The following is a 15,593-nucleotide window of genomic DNA, read 5'->3' as shown; positions in this document are numbered from 1 at the left end:
GATCAGCCCCGCGCCCGGGAAGCGGCCGCCGTGGGATCACTCCATGGGACGGGCGCCACGGGCGCACCCGGCGCCACCTTCTGCAGTCCGTCCACGATGACCGTCTCGCCGGGGGCAAGACCGCTGTCGATCACCAGCCGGTTGCCCTCGGGGCGGTCGATCGTGACCTTGCGCTGCTCGGCCTTCTGCGTGCCGTCGACGACCCAGACCAGCGCCGCGCCCGCCGCGTCGCGGGTCACGGCCTGAGAGGGCACCGCGACAGCATCCCCGTCCAGTGCCATGTCGACGGCCACGCGGACGAACATGCCCGGCAGCAGCACGCCATCCGGGTTGGGGAACTCGGCGCGCAGCGTCACCTGCCCGGAGGTCTCTTCGACCGTGGCCTCGGAGAAGAGCAGCTGACCCGCGGTGGCGTATTCCGTGCCGTCGTCGAGGAACAGCCGCACGCGGGCCACGCCGGGCGCCATCTGGCTGAGGGTTCCATCCGCCATGGCGCGGCGCAGGCGCATCAGTTCCGACACCGGCTGGACGATATCGGCATAGACCGGATCGAGCGACTGAACGGTCGTCAGCACCTCGGTCCCGCTGGCCTGTACCAAGGCGCCCTCGGTCACGAAAGCACGCCCGATCACGCCGGAAATCGGAGCGGTGACACGGGTGTAGCTCAGGTCAAGCTCTGCCGCGTGCAACTCGGAGCGCGCCACCGCAAGCTCGGCTTCCGCGGTCAGCTGCGCGGCCCGCGCACTGTCGAGCTGCGCGCGCGAGGAGGCGTTGCTGGCAGTGAGAGTCTCGATCCGGGTCGCCGCATGGCTCGCCTCGTCAAGCGCCGCCTCGGCGCGCGCGACACCGGCCTGCGCCGCCTCAACGGCGATCTGGTAGGGGGCCGGGTCAATGTGGAAGAGCTCGTCGCCCGCCTCGACCCTGCCACCCTGAGTGAAGACCCGGCTCTCCACGATGCCGTCGACCCGCGCCCGGACCTCGGCGATCCGGGTTGCCGCGATGCGCCCCGGCAGGTCGGAGGCGACCGGCAGGTCCTCGGCTTGCAGAGTCACCACCCCCACTTCCGGTGGCGGCGGTGCGGGCTGTGCCGCAGCGGTGCCATTCTCTTCTTCCTTGCAGCCGGAAAGGCCCATGAGCGGCAGCAGAAGGGCCGCGGCGATCGTAACGCGTTTCATATCTCACCAGATGTTGAAGCTGCTCTGGGCAGGTTCTCGTATTTGGACGCATGTCCAAATTGGACGCGCGTCCATAACTGCGCTAGACCGCATGATCAAGGGGTGTTTTTGAGGGCGGAGGCCACAGAAGATGAGCTATTTGAACAAGGACGACCGCCGGGCCGCGATCGTGCAGGCCGCGGTCGCCCTGATCACCCGAGAAGGCTTCGAGGCGGCCACCGTGCGGGCCGTCGCGCGAGAGATGGGGGCCTCACCGGGACAGATCCACCATCACTTCTCCTCGGCCGATGCATTGCGGGCCGAAGCCCTCGGAGCGGTCTGGGCGCGGATGTTCGAGGAACTCCGCGACAGGATACCCGCCACCACGACGCGGGACAAATGCGCCCTGTTGCTCGGTGCCGAAGGTCACCCTGCGGACGATATCAGCGAGCGGCTCTGGCGCGATGCGCTGGCCGCGTCCCACATGCACAGCCGCGTCCGGGAGGCGCTGGTCGGGTCCATCAGCGTCTGGCGCGGCATGATGACCGAGCTTCTGCGCAACGGCCAAAGCCAGGGCGACGTGCCGCGGGAACTCGATATCGAAGACGCTGCGGATCAGTTGCTGGCGATGGCCTTCGGCATGGTCAGCCTGCGCGGCCTCTCGATGCTGGAACGGGACAAGGCGCAGAGGGCTCTTCTGGCCCTCTATGACAGGCTCGTCGGGCCGCCGCGGGAATGAGGCACTGGGCTGGGGGGGGCATTCGGCCCAGCCCCCTCTGCCGGCGGTCGTAGGCCGGGCCATGGACAGAGGCGCGGTTGCTCAGGGGGCGCGCACGCATCCGCGGCGAAGACAGGAAGCTCCGCTGCGCCGTCGCTTTCGCGAGCCAAGGCGAATGACCGTGTGGAGCCAAAGCTGCCTCTCGGGCAGCCTTGGTATGATGTGTCAACTCAGCTGCTGCTGCATGATCGGAGACGCGTTGTAGCAGTGAAAGGCCGCGACTTTCCCGTCCTTCATCCTGAAGACATCGCAGCAAGGGACGTCGATGACCTTGCCGGTTGCCGCAAGGGGTCCCTCGGGCGTCATCAGCGTGCCGCGATGCGTGCCACGGATGGCCAGTTCGACGACGACTGTATCGCCCGACACGTCGATGCTGAAAAGCTCCCGGTGGATGTCGGGGAAGGCTTCGGCCATCCCGCTTGCGACGAGCGCGATATCGGAGCCGCGAAACTCCCTCTGGCTGGGAATGTCGCGGGCGTAGCCGTCCTGTCCGAAGCAGGACACGAAGGTCTCGATGTCGAGGGTGGCCGCCTCGGCCGACGTGTAGAGCGTCTCGATGGTGTTCTTGTGATCCGTCATCTTGGGTGCCTTTCCCGAACAGGGCATGGTGTTTCGCAAATGGCCGTGGCCATGGCATCCAAGTAGACACGTGGTTACCTGAATGGTAGAACCTACCAAAAGGTAAGGGTGAAATTGACATGGACCGAATGAACACGCCCTGCGGTCTGGATGTGGCGCTGGCCGTCATCGGCGGCAAATGGAAGCCGCTGATCCTCTTTCATGTCCAGAGCGGGCCCACCCGCTTCTCCGAGATCCGGCGGCGCGTCGGCGGGATCAGTGAAAAGGTGCTGATCCAGCAGCTGCGCGATCTGGTCGAGATGAAGGTCCTGCAGCGGCGCGATCATCATTGCGTCCCGCCCGTGGTTGACTATGCGCTGACGCCCTTCGGCGAGACCCTCGTCAAGGCGCTGGTCCCCCTGTGCGAATGGGGCACGGAAAACCGGGAGCAGGTCAGCGCGATCATGGCGCCATCGGCCTCTGAAAGGAATGCTTAGGTCAGGCGAACGGCAGGAAAGGGCTGGGTCCAGGGCCTAGTGCGACCGGCAGCTCAGGGTGGCTCTGACCAGACAAGTCATCGAAAATCGTTCTGTCGCTGGCGTTCGTGGCAACGTCGTTTCCCGCCATGTGATCCAACTCGCCAAGGCTAGCATCCTGCGAATGAGGCCCTGCGTCCCTTGGTATGCCGACATGCGGCGCCTCGCCTGTGCAAGATCTATGGAGGAGACGCACATGAGCAATATCGGTGTTGTTTACACTGGTCCGGGATCTGTCGAGGTTCAGAAGATCGACGATCCGAAGCTCCAGGCCCCGGACGGGCGCAAACTAGAGCACGCGGTCATCCTGAAGGTCATCTCGACCAACATCTGCGGCTCCGACCAGCACATGGTGCGCGGACGCACGACCGCCCAGCCGGGCTTGGTTCTGGGCCACGAGATCACCGGCGAGGTGATCGAGATCGGGTCCGACGTGGAAATGCTGCAAGTCGGCGATGTCGTCTCGGTTCCCTTCAACGTGGCCTGCGGTCGCTGCCGTTGCTGCCGCGAGGGGGACACGGGCGTCTGCCTGACGGTGAATCCCGAGCGCGCGGGCGGAGCCTATGGCTACGTCGACATGGGGGGCTGGATCGGAGGCCAGGCCCGCTATGTCACCGTGCCCTATGCGGACTTCAATTTGCTGAAGTTTCCCGACCGCGATCAGGCGCTGGCGAAGATCCGCGACCTGACCATGCTGTCGGACATCCTTCCGACCGGTTTCCACGGAGCCCTGCAGGCGGGTGTCGGCGTTGGCTCTATCGTCTATGTTGCGGGCGCTGGCCCCGTCGGCCTTGCTGCGGCGGCTTCGGCGCGGATCCTTGGCGCCGCCGTGGTGATGATCGGCGATTTCAACAAAGAGCGGCTCGACCACGCGGCCAAGGTCGGCTTCACCCCGGTCGACCTTTCCAAGGGCGATAACCTGCCGGAGATGATCGCGGAAATCACGGGCTCACCCGAGGTCGACGCGGCGATCGACGCAGTCGGCTTTGAGGCGCGCGGTCATTCGGGTGGAGAGCAACCGGCCATCGTTCTGAACCAGATGATGGAAATCACCCGCGTAGCGGGTGGCATCGGCATTCCCGGTCTATATGTCACCGAGGATCCCGGTGCGGTGGACGACGCGGCGAAATCCGGCAACCTGTCGATGCGGTTTGGCCTGGGGTGGGCGAAGGCGCAGAGCTTCCACACCGGTCAAACGCCCGTGCTGAAATACAACCGTCAGCTTATGCAGGCGATCCTGCACGACCGCCTGCCGATCGCGGACATCGTCAATGCAACGATCATGCCGTTGGACCAGGCTGCCGAGGGGTACAAGAGCTTCGATAGCGGTGTTGCGAAGAAGTTCGTCCTCGATCCGCACGGTATGCTCGCGTCCTGACCACCAGCCGACCGCCGCTGCCCAGGCACGGCGGTCACCTCGGGTCTTTCGCTTGGATGTTGGGTTTCAGCCCAATTGCTGCCGCTCGTGCCAGGAGCGGCACAGCGGCACGCTCTGACACAAGGGGCGGGGCAAGGACATTGGTTCCCATCGTCTGAAGCGGAAGCCGTACCGCCGCCATCCACCCTGCGTCTAGCAGCCGATTGCTACGCTCAGGAACCTCCGAATACTGCGGGCTGACAAGCCGCCTTACGCTTGCCGCACGACACGACGTTAAGAGTGCCAAAATGCGGCTTCTAGGCTCCCGCGAGGCGGTGGCCATGAAGGCTGTAACAACCTGAAATGTCGCTATTTTTGTCAGGAGAGAAATTTCTCGAATTTTCGATGTTGAAAAAGGTCTGCGCAGAATGTGGGAATGCGAGGCCGGCGGGAATCCTGGAGCCCTTAAAACGAAGGGCTTTCCAAACGGGCAATGCTGAAGAGATCCCCGTCCGAGACATCTGTTCATACGGCCAGACATGGCAACAGATCGCTTTCGTGCGGTGGGCCCTTTCTTTCAGCCTGCGAACTTGCGCTTTGCGTCCAAGCGCATCTTTGGCGAAAAGGGCTGGGACTGCTGCAACCCGAAGGACGATTTAGGTGAGCGACGCCACGTTCCATTGGCATCCCGACTGCCGGCTGCTGCGCGGGACGGAGAGCGACCCGCTGCTGTGCGATCTCTGCGCGGCGCTGCGCATGGGCGCGGGGTTCACCATCGGCGCCGAGGGACTTTCCGCGCTGCCGCACAGCGCGCGCGGGATCCTGCAAAGTCGCTCGTCGGGGACCACGGGCGCCGCCAAGACGATCCGCCGGACCCATGCCTCCTGGATCGCGAGTTTCCGGGTGAACGCCGGGGAACTCGGCCTCTCGCCGTCTGACACCTACGCTGTGCTGGGCGCGCCGCAGCATTCGCTGGCGCTCTATGCCATTGCCGAGGCGGCCTGGCTCGGCGCGGATCTGCTGTGCCTCTCCGACCTGCGGCCCGCCCGTCAGGCCGCGGCGCTGCGCGAGGCCGGGGCCTCCCTTCTCTATGCCACGCCGACGCAGCTGCGGCTGCTCTGCGAGGCTGGGGTGCCGCTGCCCTCGCTGCGGCACATCCTCTGTGGGGGCGGCCGGATGCCCGAGGGGCTGCGCGCGCGGCTGGCGACGCTTTGCCCGCAGGCCGAGGCGCGCGAATTCTACGGCGCCGCCGAGACCAGCTTTATCGGCTGGGGCGACGCCTCGACGCCCGTGGGAGCGGTGGGCCGGGCCTATCCCGGAGTCGAGATCCGCATTGATGCGCCCGAGGGCGAGTACGGCGAGATCTGGGTGCGCAGCCCTTATCTCTTTGAGGGTTACACCGAAGGCGCCAGCACCGACACCCGTTGGGATGAGGGCTTTCTCACCGTGGGCGAGATGGGGCGGCTGGATGCAGAAGGGCAGTTGACGGTGGCCGGGCGGCGCAGCCGGATGGTGACCATTGCCGACCAGAATGTCTTTCCCGAGGACATCGAGGCGCTGCTGCTCTGCGATCCCACCATTGGCCATTGTGCCGTGGTGCCGCGCCCGGACCCGCGGCGGGGGGTGCATCTGGTGGCGGTGATCTCGGGGCTTTGCGACGCGCAGAGCGGCGCGCGGCTGCTGGCGCGCTGCCGCGAAAGCTTTGGCGCGCTTGCCGCGCCGCGACGGGTGATCGGCATGGCGGATTTTCCTCTCACCGTCTCGGGCAAGCCGGACCTGCGAGAGATCGCGCGGCGGCTGGAGGAAGGGGAATGAGCGGCGCGCGGATCCTCTCTGCGCTGCGTTCGCCCGTTGCACCGCGCGGCGGGGCGCTGTCGCGGCTCGAAACGCACGAGTTGGCGGCTCCGGTGCTGCGCGCCGCGCTCGCAGCGGCGGGGCTGGCGGTCGAAGAGGTCGACGAGCTGGTTCTGGGCAATGCGCTTGGCGCGGGCGGCAATCCAGCGCGGCTGGTGGCGCTGGCGGCCGGTCTGCCAGAACGGGTGGCCGGGCTGACCCTTGACCGGCAGTGCTGCGGCGGGCTCGACGCGCTGGTGGTCGGCGCCGCGATGATCGCCGCTGGGCAGGCGGAGGTGGTGATCGCGGGCGGGGTGGAATCCTATTCGCGCCGTCCGCTGCGGCTGCGCACGGACCCCGACGGCGGCGCGCCCATGCCCTACGACCGCCCGCCGTTCACCCCTTGGTCGGAGCAGGACCCAGAAATGGACGTCGCCGCCGACGCGCTGGGGCAGGAAGGTGGCGTTTCGCGCGCCGCGCAGGATGACTGGGCCATCGGCAGCCATCGCAAGGCACTGGCGGCGGATCTCTCGGGCGAGATCGTACCGCTGGCGGGGCTGGCCCGCGATGCCTTCACGCGGGCGCTCTCGCCGCGGCTCGTGGCACGGGCGCCGGTGCTTTCGGGATCGGTCACCGCGGCCAATGCCGCCGTGGCGGCAGACGGGGCGGCGCTGTGCGTGATGGTCTCGGAGCGGGTGGCGGCGCGGCTCGGGCGTCAGGGCGTTCGCTACCGTGGCGGGCTGACGCTGGGCGGGCGGCCCGATCGGCCCGGCCTTGCGCCGGTCGCGGCGATCCGGGCTGTGCTCGAACAGGCGGGCCTGCGGGCGGAGGACCTCGGCGTTGCCGAGGTGATGGAGGCCTATGCCGTGCAGGCCATCGCCTGTGTCGAGGGGGCGGGACTTGGTCCCGACATCGTCAACCCCGGGGGCGGGGGACTGGCGCGCGGTCACCCGGTGGGGGCCTCGGGGGCGATCAACGCGGTGCGGCTGTTCCACGAGTTGCAGGCGCGAGGCGGCACCGGGCTTGCCACAATCGCAGCCGCGGGCGGGCTCGGGACGGCGGTGCTGCTCTCTAGCTGAAACCGCGCAGGGTGGCGAAGGCGTCGAGCGGGTCGCGGGCGGTCTCGACCTTATTCGCCGGAGCCTTGGGGTCGGCCCGTCCCAGCGCCATGCCGCAGACCACCAGCTCGTCATCGCCGAGCTCGAGATGGGTATGAGCGACATCGGCGTGATTGGCCAAGGCGCCGATGCCGCAGGTGGCGTAGCCCATGCCCTGCGCTGCGACCATCAGCGCCATCAGCGCCATACCGAGGTCCATAAAACAGCCTTTGCCCATGTCCGGGCGGATGGTCACGACAATGCCGACGGGGGCGCCGAAGAAGCCGTAGTTGCGGGTAAACTGGGCGCGTCGGCCTTCGAGGTCGCGCCGCTCGATCCCCAGCGCGGCGTAGAGCGCATAGCCCGCAGCGCGCTGCTTGGCCTTCAGCTCGGCTGGCATAGGCTGCGGGAAATAGGAGTATTGCGCGACCTGCGGTCGGCCCGCGTCGATGGCCCCGAGCAGCGCAGCACTCAGGTCGGCCAGTGGAGCGCCCGTCAAGGCATGGAACCGTCCGGGCTGCAGGTTGGCGCCGCTTGGTGCCGAACGTGCCGCGCGCAGAATCCGCTCGAGATCAGCGCGCGGCACGGGGTCTTTGAGGAAGGCGCGGGCGGAGCGGCGCGCGAACAGCAGCTGCTCCGCCGGCGACAGGCTCATAGCGAGATCACCCGCGCGACAGCACGCTCGCGGGGCGCGAGCGGGCCAGCGCCGAGGTGATGAGCCCCGCCAGAACCGCCTTGATCAGGTCGCCGGGGATGAAGGCGGTGACCAGCAGCGTTGCCTCGGGGATGGTCTTGCCAAGGGTGACGGACATGCCGATGACGCCAAAGACATAGAGCACGAGGATGCCGCCGATCACCGAGGCGACGGATCCCACCAACGCGAGGTTGCCGCGCCAGCGTTCGACGATGAAGCCGGTGACGAAGGCGGCAAAGGGCCAGCCGACGAGAAAGCCCACTGTCGGCGAGGCAAAGACGCCAAGACCGCCGCGGCCACCGGCCAGCAGAGGCAGACCGAGTGCCACCAGCGCGATGAACAGCAGACAGGCCAGCGCGCCGCGTTTCGCGCCCAGCACGGTGCCTGCCAGCATCACGCCCAGCGTCTGCGCGGTGATCGGCACGCCGAAGGCGAGGGTGAACTTCGGGATCAGCCCGAGCCCGGCGATGAGCGCGGCAAAAAGCGCGACATGGGTGAGATTGCGTTCCAAAGGCGGATCCTCCTATCCGGTCGTGTCGGGCGGCTCGACACCGCCCCGGGCGCGCAGCGCCTCGGCGACATGTTCTGCATCATCAATGGCCAGCGCCGCAAGGGGCATGACCACTTGCCATCCGGCGCGGCGCGAAGACCGGGCGCGCCACGCTTCGGTCAGCAGCCCGCCCTTGCGCGCGATAGAGGGGGTGAAACGGACCACCAGCGCGACAGAGAGTTCCAGCGCACGGGTCGAGAGCCCGAAGCGGCGGAAGGGGGTCAGCAGCCAAGCTGCGACGGCAACCATGTCGGTGAGCCGCGTGGTCATGGTGACAAAATTCGCGAGGCTCAGCGCGGCCAGCAGGCGCAGGGCGACGGCGAGCCCCTCGGCAAGCTGCCCGGTGACCAGATGCCAGACCGCAATCAGCCCGAGGAAGGGCAGCAGGATACGCAGGCTGCGCGCGGCCCCGGCGGCAAACTTTACGCCGCCAGAGAGGATCAGCGCCACCACTGCGACCAGCGCCAACGCCAGTTGCCACGGATCCTGCAGCGCAAACATCCCGACGGTGGCCAGCGACAGCGCCGCGAGTTTCAGACCCGCTGGCACATGATGCGCCCAGGTTTCAACCGGCGAGGTCAGAGAGATCATCGCGCCCTCCCCATTGCCGCATCTGCGCCTCGAACTGTCCGAGCACCTCGCCCGCCGCGCCGTCGGCGCGGATCGCGCCCTCGTCGATCCAGATCACCCGGTCGTAGTGGCGCACGCTCTCTGGGTCGTGGGTGATGTGCAGGATGCGCGCCTCGACCGCATCGACGTAGCGCATCAGCTGCATACGGGTGGGGATGTCGAGCCCGGAATAGGGTTCGTCGAGCACGATCAGCGCAGGCTGCATCGCCAGCACCGCCATCAGGCACACCAGCTGTTTCTGCCCCTGCGAAAGCCCGTGGGTCGGTGCGGACGCCCAATGCGTTTTGCCAAAATGGGCGAGGATGGTCTGCACCTCCGCCGCCGACTCGGCACGGGTCCGACCGAGTTGCACGAGACCGAAGGAAATCTCCTCCTCGACGGTGGGAAAGATGATCTGATGGTCGGGGTTCTGGAAAAGGATGCCGACCGAGCGCAGCGCGGCCTTGCGGTCGCGTGCCATGTCGCGACCGTCGATCTCGGCGCTGCCCACGTCGGGGGCTTGCAGACCGGCGATCACCCGCGCCAGCGTGGTCTTGCCAGAGCCATTGCGCCCGACGATGCCGATGCGCGGCTCCTGCGCAGTCAGAGAGATCTGCCGCAGCGCCTGCGCGCCGCCAAGCTTCACCGAGATGTTCCTGAGCTGCAGCACCCGCGCGTCCTTCTGCATTCTGCCGCCTGCGAGCAGGCGTTGGCACGGGGTACGACGCGCGGCGGTCCCGATGCAATCCCTTCGCGGGTGACGCGATCGGGCGCTCGCATCAACGCAGCGTTCAAGGCGGACGCGCCGCGCAGCGTGCGGCCCAACCCGGGTCTCAGGCCGCGCGCGGCCCGCCGCTGCCTTGGGTTCTGTTTCTCAAGCGTCTCACGGGCATCAAGACCGAAGACCTTCGTCAATTGCAGCCAGAGCGCACAAAAACCTGTGCAGATATGCACTTCACCTAACCAAACAGTGACTGCGGCTCTCTTAACTTCACAAATTCGCTCATATACGCCGCGTTTTAGGGAGGGCGACAAATAGGCGCAGTTTGCGCCTGAAGTAACCAAAGGACTTTATTGTGTTAGCAAGAATAGGCGGCGCCATTGCAGCGCTCCTCGGGCTGTCACTGCTTTACTACGGCGGCCGTCTCGCGCTCGCTGGCGGCAGCCCCTTCTATGTGCTCATGGCCCTCGGCCTGCTTGCCTCCGGTATCCAACTGCTCCGCGGACGCCAGAACGGGCTCTGGATTTATGCGCTCACACTCGCCGTTTCCTTCGTCTGGACGCTGTTCGAGGTCGGCTTTGACAAGTGGCAGTGGATCCCGCGGGGCGCTCTGATCGCCTTCCTCGGCGTGCTTCTCGCGCTTCCCTTTGTGGTGAACGGGCTGATCGACCGTCCCGCAAAGACCTGGCGGCCCTCGGCAAAGAGCGGCCCCTTCGTTCTGCGTGCGACGCTGGGTGTGATCATCGTTCTGGGCGTCATTTCCTGGTTCGTCGACCCCATCGTGATCAAGGGTGATCTTGAGCAGGTGGCAGAAGCGGCCGACCCCGATGTCGACCCCAGCGGTGTCGCTTACCCCGCCGAAGACTGGGTTGCCTATGGCGGCACCAACCTTGGCCAGCGCTATTCGGCCCTGTCGGACATCGACGCGTCGAACGTTTCGGGGCTCGAAGTTGCGTGGGAACACCACACCGGCGATCTGCGTGTCGCCGAAGAGGATTCCGGCGAGTACACCTTTGAAGTGACGCCGATCAAGGTGAACGGCCTTCTCTACCTCTGCACCCCGCACAACATCGTGCAGGCGCTGAAGCCGGAAACCGGCGAGCTGGTCTGGTCCTTTGACCCGCAGATGCAGCGCGATCCGCAGTATCAGCACCAAATGTGCCGGGGCGTGGGCTACAGTGACGTGACCGCGACGCAAGCGCCGACGGACAATGATCCGGACCGCTCTGCCGCCATCGAGGCCGCCGTTGCCGAATGCCCGCGTCGTATCGTGGCCACCTCGGTCGACAATCGTCTTTACGTGATGAACGCCGATACCGGCGCGCTGTGCGAAACCTTCGGTGAAGACGGCTTCGTCGACCTGACCGACAAGCAGCCGAACCTGCAGCGGACCGCACTGATGCAGACGGCCGCGCCGCTGGTTGCTGGCAACCTCGTCATTCTCGGCGGTTCGATCGCCGACAACTACTACAACGACAACCCCTCGGGCGTTGTGCGTGCCTATGACGTCCGCACCGGCGAACTGGTCTGGAAATTCGATTCCGGCAATCCCTACGGCGATAACGCGCCGCTGGCCGAAGGCGAGTTCTACGAGCCCAACTCGGCCGTCGCATGGGCGCAGTTCTCGGCCGATGAATCGCTGGGCCTTGTCTATGTCCCGTTCGGCAACATGTCGCCCGACCAGGTCGGCCTGCGCCGTGACGAAATCGACGAGATGATGAACGACAGCCTCGTCGCGCTGGACATCAAGACCGGCGAGATGAAGTGGCACTTCCAGACCACCCATCACGACCTGTGGGACCGCGACAACCCCTCGCAGCCGGTGCTGATGAACCTGCCGCATGACGGCGAGGACGTGCCCGCCCTGCTGCTGCCCACCAAGATCGGCAACATCTTCGTGCTGGATCGCCGGACTGGCGAGCCGATCATGCCGGTCACGGAAGTCCCGGTCTCGACCGAGACCAATATTCCGGGCGAGAAACTGTCGCCGACGCAGCCGGTTTCGGCGCTGAACTTCACCGCCGCGCCGCTGACCGAAGCCGACATGTGGGGCACCACCCCCTTCGACCAAATCCAGTGCCGTCTGGCCTATCGCGAGGCGCGCTACGACGGCAATCCCTGGACCCCGCCCGAAGTCGGCACCGCCGGTTCGCTGGTCTTCCCGGGGAATATCGGCGTGTTCAACTGGGGCTCGGTCGCGGTCGATCCGGTCAACCACTGGATGATTGCCACCCCGCAATGGATCAGCCACCACTACAAGCTGTTCGAGCGCAAGGGCGACGATCTGAACGCGTCGGTCTTCAACAGCGATGCGCCTGCGGGCGAAAGCAATCCGGGCAACGAGAACCTGGGCGGTCGCTATGCAGTGCAGATCAAAAAGCTGTTCTCGGCGCTTCAGGTGCCGTGCAACGCGCCGCCGTGGGGCAGCCGCGTGGGCGTCGATCTGACCGATGGCGAAACCGCTTGGAAATGGCGCAACGGTTCCGTCAAGGGGCAAGAGTTCCTCGGGGTCAAGTTCCCGTTCGCGCTCGAGATGGGCATGCTGGCCCATGGCGGTTCGCTGACCACCGCAGGCGGTCTGGCCTTCCTCGGCGCGACGCTCGACGACGCGATCCGTGCCTTCGACATGAAGACCGGCAAGACGCTGTGGAAAATGCCGCTGCCCGCCGGTGGTCAGGCCACGCCGATGACCTACCGCGGTGAGGATGGCGACCAGTACATCGTCATCGCAGCGGGTGGTCATGGCACGCTCGGCACCACGCTGGGCGACTCGGTCATCGCCTACAAGCTGCCGAACTGACCACAAGACTCCCTTGGGGCGCAGGCCCCGGGGGAGATCGCAAAATGAAAAAGGGCACGCTGCGGCGTGCCCTTTTTTCTGTTCGGGGGACCGCAGGCCCGGAACTAGCCGTCGCGCGCGACCCCTCGCAGCTCGTCCGACAATTCGGCCAGAGCGGTGTAAAAGCCCGGCGCGCGCCGCCGTTCCATGCCGATGCCGGGAAGGTCGGGGGTCACCTCGCGCAGGAGGCGCCCGGGCCGGGGTTTCATCAGCAGGATGCGATCCCCGAGCGCCAGCGCCTCGTCCACCGAATGGGTGACCAGCACAAAGGCCCGGCCTTCGAGGCCGGTCTGCCGCAGCAGTTCTTCCTGCATCTGCTCGCGCGCCAGCGGGTCGAGGTTCGCGAAGGGCTCGTCGAGCAGCAGCAGCGGCACGTCCATGGCCAGCGCCCGCGCCAGCGCCAGCCGCTGCTTTTGTCCCCCCGAAAGCGCGCCGGGCCAGTCCTCCAGCCGCGCTCCCAGTCCCAGCCGTTGCAGCAGATCGGCAGCACGCTCCCGGCGCTCGGCCTTGGGCCGCCCCGCCAACACCAGCTCGACGTTCTCGCGCACACGGCGCCACGGCAGCAGCCGGCTGTTCTGGAAGATCAGCGCCGCGCCGCGCCCGGCGACGGGGGGCCGCCCATCCTGCAACACCTGCCCCTCGCCGATGGGCAGAAGTCCGGCCATGATCCGCAGCAGGGTTGTCTTGCCGCAGCCCGAAGGCCCAAGGATCACAAGCCGTTCCCCGGCGCCGACCTCGAAGGTCAGATCCGTGAGAACCGGCCCATCCCCGTGGGCGTGGCCAAGGCCGCGTAGGCTGAGCAGCGGTGCGCTCATCGGCTGACCGGATCCGCCAGATCCGATACCCCCTCTTGCTCCAGCACGGCGTCCATCGGGCCGAAGGCCGTCCAATCCTCTAGTTCGACGCGGAACGGCAGATCCTCACCATCCTTGCGCTTGTAGGGCTGCCCAAGGCTGCGCATCGCGTAGAAGAGCTCATCGACCTGAAGGCCGCCGTTCACCGTCCAGCTGTCGTGATAAGTTTCCGCCAGCGCCTCGAGCGTTTCGCGGTCCACGTCGGGACGCGCCGCGGCCATGTCCTCGACCCATTTTTCGGGCGTCGCGGCATAGTCGCGCGCCGCCAGCGTCAGCGCCGTCAGCACCTTTTGCAGATCCTCGCCCCGCTCTGCCAACACAGCCTCGGGAACCACGTCGACCTTGCTGACAATGGGCACCTGCCGGAAGAACTCGCCAACATCGACCAGCGTGTCGAAGTCCTCATGGCCGGGCATGGACAGGAAGGTGCCGATCGACACCGTCGTCGCGTCGATCCGGCCCGCGCCAAGCGCCTGCGCCCGCACCGAAGGCGCGCCAAGCGGCACCACGTTGAGCGTGTCGAAGTTCACCCCGAGGTTCTCGATCACGATGCCCGACAGGTCGTAGTCGAGGCTGTGCATCCTGCCGACGCCATAGTCGGCACCCGAAAGCGTATCGACCGTCAGGCCCTTGCGCCCCACGATCATGAAGGGAATGGACTTGTCGGTGGAGTGCACCGCGACAAGGTCGTCACCGCCCTCGGCATGCAGCGCCAGCAGGCTTTCGACCGAGATATTGGCCATCTCACCACCGCCGGACCGCAGGGCAGCCACCGCCATCGGGGTTTGGGCCGCAGGGACGAGTTCGACGTCGACCCCCTGCGCGTCGAAGTATCCCGCGCTTTCAGCCAAGAACATCACCGAGTTGGGCACCAGCGGCGCCTCGGTCGAAGTGACGATGATGCGAAAAGGCTCCGCCAGCGCCGTCGTGGACAGAAGCGACAGGCCGACAGCGAGGAGGGCGGGCGGGAACTTGGTGAACATGGTGTCTTCCTGGGGTCAGATTGTCAGTGGGACCGGCGCCGCTCTGGAGGCGGCGTGAGCAGGCGCTCGATCCAAGTCAGGATGCCGGTCGCGCCGGCCCCAATGAGGGCGAAGGTGACGACGACGGCAAAGTAGCTGTCCATACGGTAGCTGTTGCCGAGCGACTGCAAGAGCGCGCCAAGGCCGGTCATCGCGGTATAAAGCTCGGAAATTACGGTGGCCACGAGGCCGGTAATCGCCGCAAGCCGCAGGCCTGCCATAAGCGAGGGCAGCGCGGCGGGCAATATGATGTGGCGCAGCCGGGTCAGCGCGCCCATGCCATAGCTGCGCGCCATCTCGATCAGTTCTGGATCGGTGCCGCGCACACCGGCCTCGGTGGCGATGAGCACGGGCATCAGCGCGGCGAGCAGCACAATAAGGACCTTGGCTTCGGCGCCGAGCCCCACCATCAGGATGATGAGCGGAATAAGCGCAACGACGGGCGTTGCCGCAAGACCATGGGTGAAGGGCGACAGCGTTCGGCCCAGTGTGCGACACAGCCCCAGCAGCAACCCAGCAGGAATACCGATCAGCGCAGCCGCGCCGAGGCCACAGAGATAGACGGAAAGCGTCTCCCACAAGGCGATTGGGAACTTCCGCCGGTCATCGGTGAGCATCAGGAACAGCGCGCGGAGCGTCAAATAGGGGCCAGCGAAATAGCCCTCGGGAATGACTCTTGCCAGTGCCGACCACAGCAGCAGAACAAGCGGCACCAGCAGCAGGCGCAGCCAGACGTGGCGCGGGATCTCTGCCAGCCATGCAAGGTCGCTGGCAGCCTGGCGTAGCTCGGTCTTCAAAGAAGAGATGATAGCCTCACAAGTCCTGAAACGTGGCGCGTGCAGCGATGGCCAAAAGGGTCTGTGCGCTGGTCTGCCGTTACCGCTCGCCTATAGTGGCATCGGGCCAATATCAATCCGCTCGCCCCTTGGCCGCAGGTCTGCTGAATGGATTGTGAACAGGGCCGGGCTATTGCCCCCGGTTGACCCGGGCG

The 15,593-nt window shown here is 66.4% G+C and carries 15 protein-coding genes; 6 read left to right on the top strand and 9 right to left on the bottom strand.

What is annotated here, in order from left to right:
- Positions 1 to 2: 2 nt before the first annotated feature.
- The gene (locus G0A00_RS05760; RefSeq protein WP_164179278.1) at positions 3 to 1,175 is read right to left on the bottom strand and encodes an efflux RND transporter periplasmic adaptor subunit; all 1,173 of its coding nucleotides are present in this window, start codon (positions 1,173 to 1,175) and stop codon (positions 3 to 5) included.
- Positions 1,176 to 1,305: 130 nt separating this feature from the next.
- On the opposite strand from G0A00_RS05760, the gene G0A00_RS05755 reads away from it, so the two are divergent.
- On the top strand, positions 1,306 to 1,893 hold the full coding sequence (locus G0A00_RS05755) for a TetR family transcriptional regulator (RefSeq protein WP_164179276.1): 588 nt from the start codon (positions 1,306 to 1,308) through the stop codon (positions 1,891 to 1,893).
- Between the two features lie 204 nt (positions 1,894 to 2,097).
- Here the strand turns inward: G0A00_RS05755 and G0A00_RS05750 are convergent, their stop codons facing one another.
- Positions 2,098 to 2,511 carry a nuclear transport factor 2 family protein gene (locus G0A00_RS05750; RefSeq protein WP_164179274.1) on the bottom strand — a complete coding sequence of 138 codons (414 nt, stop codon included), beginning with the start codon at positions 2,509 to 2,511 and terminating at the stop codon, positions 2,098 to 2,100.
- Positions 2,512 to 2,630: 119 nt separating this feature from the next.
- On the opposite strand from G0A00_RS05750, the gene G0A00_RS05745 reads away from it, so the two are divergent.
- The 4 genes from G0A00_RS05745 (at position 2,631) to G0A00_RS05730 (ending at position 7,295) form a co-directional block, all read left to right on the top strand.
- On the top strand, positions 2,631 to 2,987 hold the full coding sequence (locus G0A00_RS05745; protein WP_203595291.1) for a helix-turn-helix domain-containing protein: 357 nt from the start codon (positions 2,631 to 2,633) through the stop codon (positions 2,985 to 2,987).
- 235 nt (positions 2,988 to 3,222) lie between these two features.
- Positions 3,223 to 4,404: a formaldehyde dehydrogenase, glutathione-independent gene (gene fdhA / locus G0A00_RS05740; protein ID WP_164179272.1), complete on the top strand. Its 1,182-nt coding sequence runs from the start codon at positions 3,223 to 3,225 to the stop codon at positions 4,402 to 4,404.
- A gap of 639 nt (positions 4,405 to 5,043) precedes the next feature.
- A complete protein-coding gene (locus G0A00_RS05735; RefSeq protein ID WP_164179270.1) occupies positions 5,044 to 6,198 on the top strand; it encodes an AMP-binding protein in 1,155 nt (384 codons plus the stop codon).
- Positions 6,195 to 7,295: a thiolase family protein gene (locus tag G0A00_RS05730; RefSeq protein ID WP_164179268.1), complete on the top strand. Its 1,101-nt coding sequence runs from the start codon at positions 6,195 to 6,197 to the stop codon at positions 7,293 to 7,295. The genes G0A00_RS05735 and G0A00_RS05730 overlap by 4 nt, the downstream gene beginning before the upstream one ends.
- On the opposite strand, the gene G0A00_RS05725 is transcribed toward G0A00_RS05730, so the two are convergent.
- The 4 genes from G0A00_RS05725 to G0A00_RS05710 are packed head-to-tail and all read right to left on the bottom strand — an operon-like array spanning position 7,288 to position 9,854.
- Positions 7,288 to 7,968 (bottom strand): nitroreductase, encoded by a 681-nt coding sequence (locus G0A00_RS05725; RefSeq protein WP_164179266.1) that lies wholly within the window; start codon positions 7,966 to 7,968, stop codon positions 7,288 to 7,290. The two genes, G0A00_RS05730 and G0A00_RS05725, sit on opposite strands and share 8 nt — an antisense overlap.
- Positions 7,969 to 7,975: 7 nt before the next feature.
- Positions 7,976 to 8,518, bottom strand: coding sequence for a biotin transporter BioY (locus G0A00_RS05720; protein ID WP_164179264.1), 543 nt, complete (start codon positions 8,516 to 8,518; stop codon positions 7,976 to 7,978).
- Positions 8,519 to 8,530: 12 nt separating this feature from the next.
- On the bottom strand, positions 8,531 to 9,148 hold the full coding sequence (locus tag G0A00_RS05715) for a CbiQ family ECF transporter T component (RefSeq protein ID WP_164179262.1): 618 nt from the start codon (positions 9,146 to 9,148) through the stop codon (positions 8,531 to 8,533).
- Entirely contained in the window at positions 9,123 to 9,854 is a 732-nt protein-coding gene (locus G0A00_RS05710) for an energy-coupling factor ABC transporter ATP-binding protein (RefSeq protein WP_164179260.1), read from the bottom strand. Before G0A00_RS05710 ends, G0A00_RS05715 begins: the two co-directional genes overlap by 26 nt.
- Before the next feature lie 388 nt (positions 9,855 to 10,242).
- Between G0A00_RS05710 and G0A00_RS05705 the strand changes: the two genes are divergently transcribed.
- Complete coding sequence (locus G0A00_RS05705) at positions 10,243 to 12,687, top strand: membrane-bound PQQ-dependent dehydrogenase, glucose/quinate/shikimate family (protein ID WP_164179258.1); 2,445 nt, start codon at positions 10,243 to 10,245, stop codon at positions 12,685 to 12,687.
- Positions 12,688 to 12,791: 104 nt separating this feature from the next.
- Here the strand turns inward: G0A00_RS05705 and G0A00_RS05700 are convergent, their stop codons facing one another.
- From G0A00_RS05700 to G0A00_RS05690, 3 genes are read right to left on the bottom strand one after another with little or no spacing between them, the layout of a single operon-like run.
- A complete protein-coding gene (locus G0A00_RS05700) occupies positions 12,792 to 13,541 on the bottom strand; it encodes an ABC transporter ATP-binding protein (RefSeq protein ID WP_164179256.1) in 750 nt (249 codons plus the stop codon).
- Positions 13,538 to 14,563, bottom strand: a complete 1,026-nt coding sequence (locus G0A00_RS05695; RefSeq protein WP_164179254.1) for an ABC transporter substrate-binding protein — start codon at positions 14,561 to 14,563, stop codon at positions 13,538 to 13,540. Before G0A00_RS05695 ends, G0A00_RS05700 begins: the two co-directional genes overlap by 4 nt.
- A 23-nt stretch (positions 14,564 to 14,586) precedes the next feature.
- On the bottom strand, positions 14,587 to 15,399 hold the full coding sequence (locus G0A00_RS05690) for an ABC transporter permease (RefSeq protein WP_164179252.1): 813 nt from the start codon (positions 15,397 to 15,399) through the stop codon (positions 14,587 to 14,589).
- Between the last annotated feature and the right edge of the window lie 194 nt (positions 15,400 to 15,593).

The sequence above is a fragment of the Salipiger sp. PrR002 genome, from assembly GCF_010500775.1.
GTDB lineage: Bacteria > Pseudomonadota > Alphaproteobacteria > Rhodobacterales > Rhodobacteraceae > Salipiger.
The sequence above is the reverse complement of the archived record's forward strand: the minus strand, read 5'-3'. Positions and strand labels throughout refer to the sequence as shown.

Bases quoted from the DNA above. Each gene is read 5' to 3' on its own strand.
- G0A00_RS05760 (WP_164179278.1), bottom strand. From the start codon at position 1,175: ATGAAACGCGTTACGATCGCCGCGGCCCTTCTGCTGCCGCTCATGGGC.
- G0A00_RS05755 (WP_164179276.1), top strand. From the start codon at position 1,306: ATGAGCTATTTGAACAAGGACGACCGCCGGGCCGCGATCGTGCAGGCC.
- G0A00_RS05750 (WP_164179274.1), bottom strand. From the start codon at position 2,511: ATGACGGATCACAAGAACACCATCGAGACGCTCTACACGTCGGCCGAG.
- G0A00_RS05695 (WP_164179254.1), bottom strand. From the start codon at position 14,563: ATGTTCACCAAGTTCCCGCCCGCCCTCCTCGCTGTCGGCCTGTCGCTT.
- G0A00_RS05730 (WP_164179268.1), top strand. From the start codon at position 6,195: ATGAGCGGCGCGCGGATCCTCTCTGCGCTGCGTTCGCCCGTTGCACCG.
- fdhA (WP_164179272.1), top strand. From the start codon at position 3,223: ATGAGCAATATCGGTGTTGTTTACACTGGTCCGGGATCTGTCGAGGTT.
- G0A00_RS05700 (WP_164179256.1), bottom strand. From the start codon at position 13,541: ATGAGCGCACCGCTGCTCAGCCTACGCGGCCTTGGCCACGCCCACGGG.
- G0A00_RS05725 (WP_164179266.1), bottom strand. From the start codon at position 7,968: ATGAGCCTGTCGCCGGCGGAGCAGCTGCTGTTCGCGCGCCGCTCCGCC.
- G0A00_RS05745 (WP_203595291.1), top strand. From the start codon at position 2,631: ATGGACCGAATGAACACGCCCTGCGGTCTGGATGTGGCGCTGGCCGTC.
- G0A00_RS05715 (WP_164179262.1), bottom strand. From the start codon at position 9,148: ATGATCTCTCTGACCTCGCCGGTTGAAACCTGGGCGCATCATGTGCCA.
- G0A00_RS05710 (WP_164179260.1), bottom strand. From the start codon at position 9,854: ATGCAGAAGGACGCGCGGGTGCTGCAGCTCAGGAACATCTCGGTGAAG.